General features: G+C 53.3%; 10 protein-coding genes and 1 other RNA gene. 4 read left to right on the forward strand and 7 right to left on the reverse strand.

Annotation, left to right across the window (positions count from 1 at the left end):
• Window positions 1-80 precede the first annotated feature (80 nt).
• From efp to tkt, 6 genes are all read right to left on the reverse strand, one after another.
• Complete coding sequence (efp, locus tag AMM48_RS19345) at window positions 81-647, reverse strand: elongation factor P (protein WP_102785404.1); 567 nt, start codon at window positions 645-647, stop codon at window positions 81-83.
• A 194-nt stretch (window positions 648-841) separates the two neighbouring features.
• On the reverse strand, window positions 842-1,486 hold the full coding sequence (gene thiE / locus AMM48_RS19350; protein WP_244271317.1) for a thiamine phosphate synthase: 645 nt from the start codon (window positions 1,484-1,486) through the stop codon (window positions 842-844).
• A 65-nt stretch (window positions 1,487-1,551) separates the two neighbouring features.
• On the reverse strand, window positions 1,552-1,986 hold the full coding sequence (locus AMM48_RS19355; protein ID WP_102785406.1) for a hypothetical protein: 435 nt from the start codon (window positions 1,984-1,986) through the stop codon (window positions 1,552-1,554).
• Between the two features lie 23 nt (window positions 1,987-2,009).
• Window positions 2,010-2,732: a spermidine synthase gene (locus AMM48_RS19360; RefSeq protein WP_102785407.1), complete on the reverse strand. Its 723-nt coding sequence runs from the start codon at window positions 2,730-2,732 to the stop codon at window positions 2,010-2,012.
• Window positions 2,733-2,888: 156 nt separating this feature from the next.
• Window positions 2,889-3,896, reverse strand: a complete 1,008-nt coding sequence (gene gap, locus AMM48_RS19365) for a type I glyceraldehyde-3-phosphate dehydrogenase (RefSeq protein ID WP_102785408.1) — start codon at window positions 3,894-3,896, stop codon at window positions 2,889-2,891.
• A 112-nt stretch (window positions 3,897-4,008) separates the two neighbouring features.
• Window positions 4,009-5,991, reverse strand: coding sequence for a transketolase (gene tkt, locus AMM48_RS19370; protein ID WP_102785409.1), 1,983 nt, complete (start codon window positions 5,989-5,991; stop codon window positions 4,009-4,011).
• 433 nt (window positions 5,992-6,424) lie between these two features.
• Here tkt and AMM48_RS19375 point away from each other — a divergent pair, with 433 nt between their 5' ends.
• The 4 genes from AMM48_RS19375 to AMM48_RS19390 all read left to right on the forward strand — a co-directional run bounded on the left by AMM48_RS19375 (window position 6,425) and on the right by AMM48_RS19390 (window position 8,363).
• A complete protein-coding gene (locus AMM48_RS19375) occupies window positions 6,425-6,691 on the forward strand; it encodes a hypothetical protein (RefSeq protein ID WP_102785410.1) in 267 nt (88 codons plus the stop codon).
• 3 nt (window positions 6,692-6,694) lie between these two features.
• Window positions 6,695-7,048, forward strand: a complete 354-nt coding sequence (locus AMM48_RS19380) for a cell division protein ZapA (protein WP_102785411.1) — start codon at window positions 6,695-6,697, stop codon at window positions 7,046-7,048.
• Window positions 7,049-7,255: 207 nt separating this feature from the next.
• Window positions 7,256-7,415, forward strand: a non-coding RNA gene (gene ssrS / locus AMM48_RS19385) — 6S RNA.
• Window positions 7,416-7,547: 132 nt separating this feature from the next.
• Window positions 7,548-8,363, forward strand: a complete 816-nt coding sequence (locus AMM48_RS19390) for a TIGR00282 family metallophosphoesterase (RefSeq protein ID WP_102785412.1) — start codon at window positions 7,548-7,550, stop codon at window positions 8,361-8,363.
• An 87-nt stretch (window positions 8,364-8,450) separates the two neighbouring features.
• Here AMM48_RS19390 and AMM48_RS19395 read toward each other — a convergent pair.
• Window positions 8,451-8,911 (reverse strand): methyl-accepting chemotaxis protein (locus AMM48_RS19395; protein ID WP_244271318.1); only part of this gene is annotated, 461 nt, incomplete at its 5' end.

Below are 8,911 nucleotides of genomic sequence, written 5' to 3' on the forward strand. Positions count from 1 at the left end.
TTTGAATTAAAAGGAGGGTCGGGACCCATTCCATTCATATGGATGGGCCCAATCCTTAAACCAGAGGACGGGAAAAATCCTTAATCCTTGGCACGCTCAAGATAGGTGCCTTCGACAGTGTTCACGACGATGCGCGTACCCGATTCAACATGCGGGGGCACCATCACACGAACACCGTTTTCAAGGACGGCTGGTTTGAAAGAAGAAGACTGCGTCTGACCTTTTACCACGGCATCTGCTTCAACAATTTTGAAGACAACATGCTCGGGCAGGGTTACGGCAAGCGGCTCATCTTCAAACGATTCGATGGTAACAACCATGTTATCCTGAAGATAAACAGCAGGCTCGCCAACAAGGTCGGCGTTTACTGTGATCTGTTCGAACGTTTCGCTGTCCATAAAGGTGATCATGTCACCATCAGCGAACAGATAGGTGTATCCTTTCTGCTCAAGACGAACGCGCTCAACGGTTTCCGATGCACGGAAACGCTCGTTCAGCTTGGTGCCGCTACGAATATCTTTAAGTTCAACCTGGTTAAAAGCACCGCCTTTACCTGGTTTGACAGCCTGACATTTTACCGCACGCCACAGGGCACCTTTATGTTCGATAAGGTTACCCGGACGGATTTCGTTGCCGTTGATTTTCATGGCACCAACCGTTCTTTCAGATCACAGATTCACAATGTAATAGGGGACACTTGCCCCATTTAAGAGGCGTTAACTACCAGTTTGCTGTCTGTGCTGCAAGCAGATTGAACAGGGGGATCGCGCATAACCCCCCATCGTTCACGCATGGCTACCGGCAAATATTTGTCCGCCCAGCCGTTTTTACGGTTCGCGGATTATTCGATGTCGGTTGCGATGATTGCTGCCTTGATCGCCCGTGCACCGGCCTCAGGGCCATCGGGGTGATTCCAGACACCGCCCGTGACCGCGACAAAGTCTGCGCCAGCCAGAACGATTGGCGCCAGATTTTCCGCCGTAATACCGCCAATCGCAACGCAGGGCACGGTGGTAAATGTCGTCCAGATTTCAAGGATTTCCGGCGTGACGCTGGTTTTGGCTTCTTTGGTCTCGGTCGGGTAAAACGCGCCAAAGGCAACGTAATCAGCCCCTTTTTCACCAAGTTCCATTGCCCGATGGCGACTGTCATAGCACGACACACCAACACTGTGTTCTTCGCCCATGATGGCGCGCGCCTCGTCATAACTGACGTCGTCCTCGCCGACATGCACACCGTCACATCCCGACTTTTTGGCAATGTCGGGCCGGTCATTGAGAATAAGCGGAATGTCGAGGCTGTTACACAAGGGCAAAATCGCATCAATTGCCTTGCGGACTTCGTCATCGCCAACATCTTTCAGGCGCAATTGCAGGCAATCGACCGCACCAGTATCAAGAACCGACTTCAGCTTTTCCGTAAAGCTGGCAAGTTCGATTTTCGGCGGGGTCAGAAGGTAAAGGCCGGCATGCTCGTCTGCGTTCACGATGATAATTCCTGATGATTTCCTGTCAGTTATGTAACCTCTGACACGGCGTTTGGCAATTGATACTAGTCCGTCAGATGTAGCCGCAACCGGCGGTCCAATTCATGATCGGGCAGGACGTCATCACCCATCTCATAGATCGAACTGTCTTTGGGAAGGTCGAGGGCGACGTGGCAATTTGACTGTGCGCCAAGGTCTGACAAGCGGTCAAATTGCGAAGACGTATCCGGCTCGACAATCACACCATCAAGGCCAATTTCAATGGCAGCCAAGGCACCCGATACCCGTCCACGGCAATCAAGAATTGCCTTGAAGTCCGAGTTTGGAAATTCCTGACGCACCTGATCAATAACAGCGCCAAACCAACCAGCCCCAAGCGACATTGCGGCATTTAACGGCGACAGCAGCGTAAAGGGTACGCTTGCCATCCCCCGGCAGGCCGCACGGGCCCCGGCAATACCGTGAATGCGAATGATCAGATCTGCGTGTGATGATGTCATGGCGATATGGTTTTAAGGCCGCCTTATGAAGGTGTGCGCGCGATATAGACCGTATTGATGTCTTCGCGGTCCATAACCGGATGTTTGAAGGTAATCACCTCGGCCCGGATGCTGTCAAAGGCGGATTTCAGGTTTGCTTCAAACCACGGCTCGGGCATTTCGGTCGACCAAAGGGCAAAAATTCCGCCTGGCACAAGATGGCTTGCAAGCCGTTTCAGGCCGTCTTTGGTATAAAGCCGCGCGTGATCGGGATGCAAAACGTTCGACGGTGAATGATCGACATCCAAAAGGATGGCGTCATGTTTAACGTCCGGCTCGGCCGGGTTCATGCCCGGTGTGTCGGCAAAGGAGGCGGCAAAGAAATCGCCATGCACCAGCGCACAGCGCGTATCATGCGCGAGTTGCTCGCCAAGGGGCAGCAACCCTTCCTGATGCCATTCGATAACTTCGTTTAACGTATCAAGAACCGCAAGTTTGCCGGTCTTTGGGTTATCAAGGGCTGCCTTGGCGGTATAGCCCAAACCAAGCCCGCCAACCACGACATTCAAATTATTTCGGTCAAGCTCGGCCAACCCAAGGTCGGCGAGTGCCACCTCGGCATCGGTAAACAGGCTCGACATCAGATATTCGTCATCCAGCTTGATTTCATAAACATCGATCTCAAGGCTGAGTTCACGCCGCCTGCGCAGGCTGAGCACCCCCATCGGGGTTGGCCGGTAATCAAGTTCTTTGAACAAAAGGCTCACGATTGACTCCTGTGCGCTTGGTCGGGCATCGTCATTTCGGACGGGCAGGGATGGGCTCAACTGTGCCGTACTGCCCAGGAAAAGAAAAGTGCCCGAAGCGATACATACTTCGGGCACTTTGCAAAAGCATCAATCAGATAATCTGATCAGAGATGCTTACAGGAACTTCGCCATGGCGACAGCAGTGTCGCTCATACGGTTCGAGAAGCCCCACTCGTTGTCATACCACGACAGGATACGCACAAAGTTGCCACCGATGACCTGAGTCTGGGTGATGTCAAAGGTCGAGCTGTTCGGGTTGTGATTGAAATCAATCGAAACCAGCGGTTCGTCGCAGACGCCAAGAACACCTTTAAGCGGGCCGTTAGCAGCTTCTTTGATCGCAGCATTGATTTCATCAACCGTGGTGTCGCGACCAGCAACAAAGGTCAGATCGATCATCGAGACATTCGGGGTCGGAACACGCACAGAAGTGCCATCCAGCTTGCCGTTCAGTTCCGGCAGAACAAGACCAACAGCCTTAGCCGCACCGGTCGAGGTCGGGATCATCGAAAGTGATGCCGAACGGGCACGGCGCATGTCTTTGTGCAGGCTATCAACCGTGTTCTGGTCACCGGTAAATGCGTGAACAGTGGTCATGAAGCCCTTGGTGATGCCAACGGTTTTATTGAGAACATCTGCAACAGGTGCAAGGCAGTTGGTGGTGCAGGATGCGTTCGAAACAATCACGTCACTGGCAGACAGGCTGTCGCTGTTAACGCCGTAAACAACGGTTTTGATATCACCCTTTGCAGGGGCGGAAATCAGAACGCGTTTGGCACCCGCCGTCAGGTGTTTGCCAGCACCGGCTTCGTCAAGGAAGATACCGGTGCACTCAAAGGCAATATCAACATTCAGTGCTGCCCATGGCAGGTTCGCCGGATCACGTTCAGAGCAAACCTTGATCGCCTTGCCGTCGATGACGAGGTTTTCGCCTTCGGCTTTGACGTCATTGGCAAGAACGCCATGAACAGAATCATATTTCAGAAGATGTGCGTTGGTGGACACGTCACCCAGGTCGTTGATGGCAACCACTTCAACATCGGTGCGGCCGCTTTCAACGATTGAACGCAGAACAAGACGGCCGATACGACCAAAACCATTAATCGCTACGCGAATAGCCATTCATCCCTCCAAAATTATACTGATTGCTACCTGGGGAGTATCAATCACGACTTGGGGCTTAAACCCAAAGAAAAAAGGCCGGATCGGCATATTACCGATCCGGCCCTCTGAATTAAACCAGTTCCTTGGCCGCTTTGACCAATGCCTCGGCAGTGATGCCGAAATGCTCATACAGAACCGGAGCCGGTGCAGAAGCACCAAATCCATGCATGCCGATAACCTTGCCGGTATCGCCAACATATTTTTCCCAACCAAATACCGACAGGGCTTCGATGGCGACGCGCGGTGCGCTGCCAAGGACGTCTTTGCGGTATTCCGGTGACTGGGCGTCAAACAGTTCCCAACTCGGCAGCGAAACCACAGCAGCATTGATGCCGTCTGCTTTCAGCTTGGCCTGTGCGTCGACGGCGATTTCAACTTCCGAACCGGTCGCGATCAGGGTGACCTGACGGTCGCCGTCACAATCGGAAATCACATAACCACCACGTGCGACAAGGTTGTCTTCGCGGTATTCGGTACGAAGGGTCGGCAGGTTCTGACGGGTAAGGGCCAGAACGGTCGGGCCGGTTTCGTTGGTGATTGCCATTGCCCATGCTTCTGCGGTCTCAACCGCGTCACCCGGACGGATGACAGTGACGTTCGGCATTGCGCGCAGCGAAGCAACATGTTCGACCGGCTGATGGGTCGGGCCATCTTCGCCAAGACCGATTGAATCGTGGGTCATGACGTAAACAATGCGCTGGTTCATGAGCGCTGACAAACGGATTGCCGGACGGCAGTAATCGGTAAAGACCAGGAAGGTCCCACCATAGGGTAGGACGCCGCCATGCAGGGCCAAACCGTTCATGGCTGCGGCCATGCCGTGTTCACGGATACCGTAATAGATGTAGCCACCTTCATAACCACCGTCGGCGGTGATCGGGGCCTGAACGCTGGTCTTGGTGTTGTTCGAACCGGTCAGGTCGGCAGAACCGCCGATCATTTCCGGGATCGCCTTGGTCAGAACTTCAAGAACGTTCTCGGACGCCTTACGGGTGGCGACCTTCGGCTGATCTGCTGTGATCTGCTTTTTATAGTCGTTAAACGCTTCGATCCAGTTTTCCGGAAGCTTGCCTTCGATGCGACGCTCGAACTCGTCTTTCAAAGCGGCATCAAGACCTTCGAAGCGACCACCCCAAGCATTGAAGTCGTCCGCACCGCGTGCACCAGCAGCGGTCCATGCGTCACGCACGTCGGCTGGGATCTCAAACGGCTCAGACGTCCAACCCAGTTTCTTGCGTGCACCGGCAAGTTCTTCGGCACCGAGTGGGGAGCCGTGCGTTGCCGAGGTGCCACCCTTGGTCGGGGCGCCAAAACCGATTTCGGTTTTACAGGCAATCATCGACGGGGTGTTGGTGGTTTTTGCTTTGGCGATGGCGGCTTCGATGGCGGCCGGATTGTGACCGTCAATTGCCTGAACATCCCAGCCAGCAGCTTCAAAGCGCTTGGTGTGATCTTCAGACGTCGAAAGCGACGTTGGGCCATCAATGGAAATGCCGTTGTCGTCAAACAGGACGATCAGTTTGGACAGTTTCATGTGGCCTGCCATCGAAATGGCTTCCTGCGAAATACCTTCCATTAGGCAACCGTCGCCGGCGATCACATAGGTAAAGTGATCGACAACGCCATTGCCATAACGGGCATTCATGATGCGCTCGCCAAGGGCGAAACCAACCGAGGTCGCAATGCCCTGACCCAACGGGCCGGTGGTGGTTTCAATGCCTTCGCCGTGGCCGTATTCCGGATGACCGGCCGTGCGCGAGCCCATCTGACGGAAATTCTTGATCTGATCAAGATCGAAATCTTCGTATCCGGTCAGGTGCAGAAGCGAATACAGAAGCATAGAACCATGACCTGCGGACAGGATGAAACGGTCGCGGTCCGGCCAGTTCGGATGCTTCGGATCGAACTTCAAGAATTTGGTGTAAAGAACAGTCGCAACATCTGCCATGCCCATTGGCATGCCCGGGTGACCGGATTTAGCTTTTTCGACAGCATCGGCCGAAAGGAAGCGGATGGCGTTGGCCATGCGGTTGTGTTCTGTTTGCGTCGTCATGAGATGCGGTTCCTGGGGGTTTCGCGGTCGGGCGATGAAAACACTTAAATACGGTTATTCAAACATTAACGGAATTCGCGCGGAAGATGCCCTTATGGGCGCCATCCGTCAACCGATTCTGTCAAAAAACGACGCCGATTACCTTAAATCTGGCTAATGGATATTCTCATGGTGCATTGCTTTCGTGCGGCATGTTGACGTTGGTGCGATTGAGGAACTATGTTTTCAGAGGTTTACCGTCATTGTGTTGGAATAATTGATTTTCGCGTTCGTACGTTTGTGGTAGCGCAGAAAAATTGATCACTGCAATGGTAACGGATACTTCGGCCATTTTCATGACATCATCGGTTGGCTTTATGGTCGATTGTGATGATTCGCCGCAGATCATGGCGATCTGTGGCCCTCGAAAACGTATAATATCGGGTAGGAATTTATGTCGCGGTTGCAACAGGCAAGTGATCGGCTAAAAACAGCAATGGACCGTCTTGATACCGCCGTGGAGTCGGTGCTGGATCAGGATGCACAGGACCTGTCGTCTGACGTGCAGGAAGTCGAAGCATTGCGCAGTCAGCTTTCAGCGCTGCGTGCGGATTACGACAAGCTTACCCACACCACAGAAACCGTTTCGGCACGGCTTGATGGCGCGGTTGACCAGCTAAAACTCGTTCTTTCAGAAGAACCCGTCAAGGAGCAGGCATAACCCATGGCACAGGTTTCCATTCGCATTAATGGCCGCAGTTATGACATCGCGTGCGATGACGGTCAGGAAGAACGCATCCATTCTTTGGCAAATTATGTCGATGAACGGGTTAAGGAAATCTCTGGCGCGGTCGGCCAGATCGGTGAACAGCGTTTGCTGGTGATGACAAGTTTGTTGATTGCCGATGAACTGGGTGATGCCCATGAGCAACTGCGTGCGCCAAAACCAGAACCAGAACAGCCAACCGTTGCCGAGCCGGGAAGTCTTTCGGCTGCTGAAAGCGACGCGTTGGCGGAAAATATTGAAAATATGGCTGGTAGGATCGAAGGCATCGCCGCAAAGCTGATCAAGGATTGATTGGTTTTTTTTGGTGGGGCTGGGCCATTGTTACCCCTGTGAACGGCCAAAGTGTGTTGCAAAGGCCGGGCATGGACCTGAGAAAGACGGGGCCTTGGCAAAGTACAAATTCTCAAGGCACTTGAAATTACCCCAATCGAGGACTAAGTTCCGTTCGCTGACCCGTTTGCGATGCGCCGTTCGCGGTGATCAAGAACGACAGCATTAAGGGAGCTGCCCTGTGCGTCAGGTTCGCTAATTCCCGGGGCCGATGCTCATTTCTCTAGGGAGCTGTCCCTGTCGAGGCCGTGGTCTCGTTAAACGGCGCCCACCTGCACACGCAGGTCACGAGGAATTACCATATGACCAACGGCAGTGTGGCTCCCGCTTTATTTATTGAAGATATCTGAACATATCCCGTCTCCTTTACGTAATGCAGTTGCGGTGCGTCCCGGGTTTGGGTGCTGCCCTTAAAAAGCATGTCCGCATTCTGGTCATGTGAAGAAACACAGGAAATAATATGCGTTTACTCCATCTCGGCGATGTTCTGGGTCAGAGCGGTCGTATAGCTGCCTTGGAAGCATTGCCGATGCTCCGCGATCGTTTGTCTGTTGATGTCGCGGTGGTGAATGTCGAAAACGCAGCCCATGGCTTTGGCGTTACGGCCAAAATCTGCAAGGAATTCTATGATGCTGGCGCGGATGTTCTGACCACAGGCAACCATGTCTGGGATCAGCGCGAAATTATTGCCTATATCGACGAAGATGAAAAACTTCTGCGTCCCTGGAACTTCCCGGATGGCACACCGGGGAAGGGGGATTACGTTGTTAAAACCCGTTCGGGCAAGAAAGTCTGCGTGATCAACATGATGGGCCGTTTGTTCATGGACCCGATGTCGTGCCCATTCCAGGGAGCGAACAAACTGTTTTCCAAGTATAAGCTTGGCAAGAACGTTGATGCCATCATCCTTGATTTCCATGCGGAAACCACATCCGAAAAGATGGCGTTTGGCCATCATTGCGATGGACGCGCGTCACTCGTTTTGGGCACACATACGCATGTGCCAACTGCTGATGCGCAAATCCTGCCAAATGGTACGGGCTATCAAACCGATGTTGGCATGTGCGGTGATTTTGATTCGGTCATCGGCATGAAAAAAGAAACCTCGGTCCGGAAATTCCTGACCAAAATGCCATCCGGCCGGTTCGAACCAGCAGAAGGCCCGGCGACAGTTTGTGGTGTTTTTGTCGAAACCGACAATAACACCGGATTGGCCAAGCGTATTGAATCAGTCCGGATAGGCGGACGCCTAAAGGGTAGCTGGCCAAGCGCCTAGCCATCAATGTTAGATTAATCTGAGAATCACAAAGGCCCGCCAAATCGGCGGGCCTTTGTTTTTGGTGTTTGACGCCTTATCAAATGATCAGGCAGCGCGGTCGCGTGCCTGCTGACGCAGATCTTCAAGAATGTTGGTGATGCGGTTGCGCATTTCACGGACTTTCTCGGATGCGACCTTGGATGTTGTCAGAACTTCGCCAGACAACTGACCGGTTTTACCCGTCTCGTTGGCAACCTCGGTGATGGATGCTGATACCGAACGGGTTCTGTCCGCTGCACCACGCACATTTCGCGTGATCTCATCGGTTGCTGCACCCTGTTCTTCGACGGCTGCTGAAATCGTGGTGGCGATTTCATTGAGGCTGGCAATGATCGTTCCGATATCACCGATGGCTGTCACAGACTCACCTGTTGCCTTCTGGATGCCGGAAATCTGACCGGCGATTTCTTCGGTCGCTTTTTCGGTCTGATTGGCAAGGTTTTTAACCTCAGCGGCGACAACGGCAAAGCCTTTGCCAGCGTCACCCGCACGGGCGGCCTCAATCG

Origin of the sequence: Thalassospira sp. GB04J01 (assembly GCF_000751115.1) — a bacterium.
GTDB classification, from domain to species: domain Bacteria; phylum Pseudomonadota; class Alphaproteobacteria; order Rhodospirillales; family Thalassospiraceae; genus Thalassospira; species Thalassospira lucentensis.

Bases quoted from the DNA above. Each gene is read 5' to 3' on its own strand.
- efp (WP_102785404.1), bottom strand. From the start codon at position 647: ATGAAAATCAACGGCAACGAAATCCGTCCGGGTAACCTTATCGAACAT.
- AMM48_RS19380 (WP_102785411.1), top strand. From the start codon at position 6,695: ATGGCACAGGTTTCCATTCGCATTAATGGCCGCAGTTATGACATCGCG.
- tkt (WP_102785409.1), bottom strand. From the start codon at position 5,991: ATGACGACGCAAACAGAACACAACCGCATGGCCAACGCCATCCGCTTC.
- AMM48_RS19390 (WP_102785412.1), top strand. From the start codon at position 7,548: ATGCGTTTACTCCATCTCGGCGATGTTCTGGGTCAGAGCGGTCGTATA.
- AMM48_RS19355 (WP_102785406.1), bottom strand. From the start codon at position 1,986: ATGACATCATCACACGCAGATCTGATCATTCGCATTCACGGTATTGCC.
- AMM48_RS19375 (WP_102785410.1), top strand. From the start codon at position 6,425: ATGTCGCGGTTGCAACAGGCAAGTGATCGGCTAAAAACAGCAATGGAC.
- gap (WP_102785408.1), bottom strand. From the start codon at position 3,896: ATGGCTATTCGCGTAGCGATTAATGGTTTTGGTCGTATCGGCCGTCTT.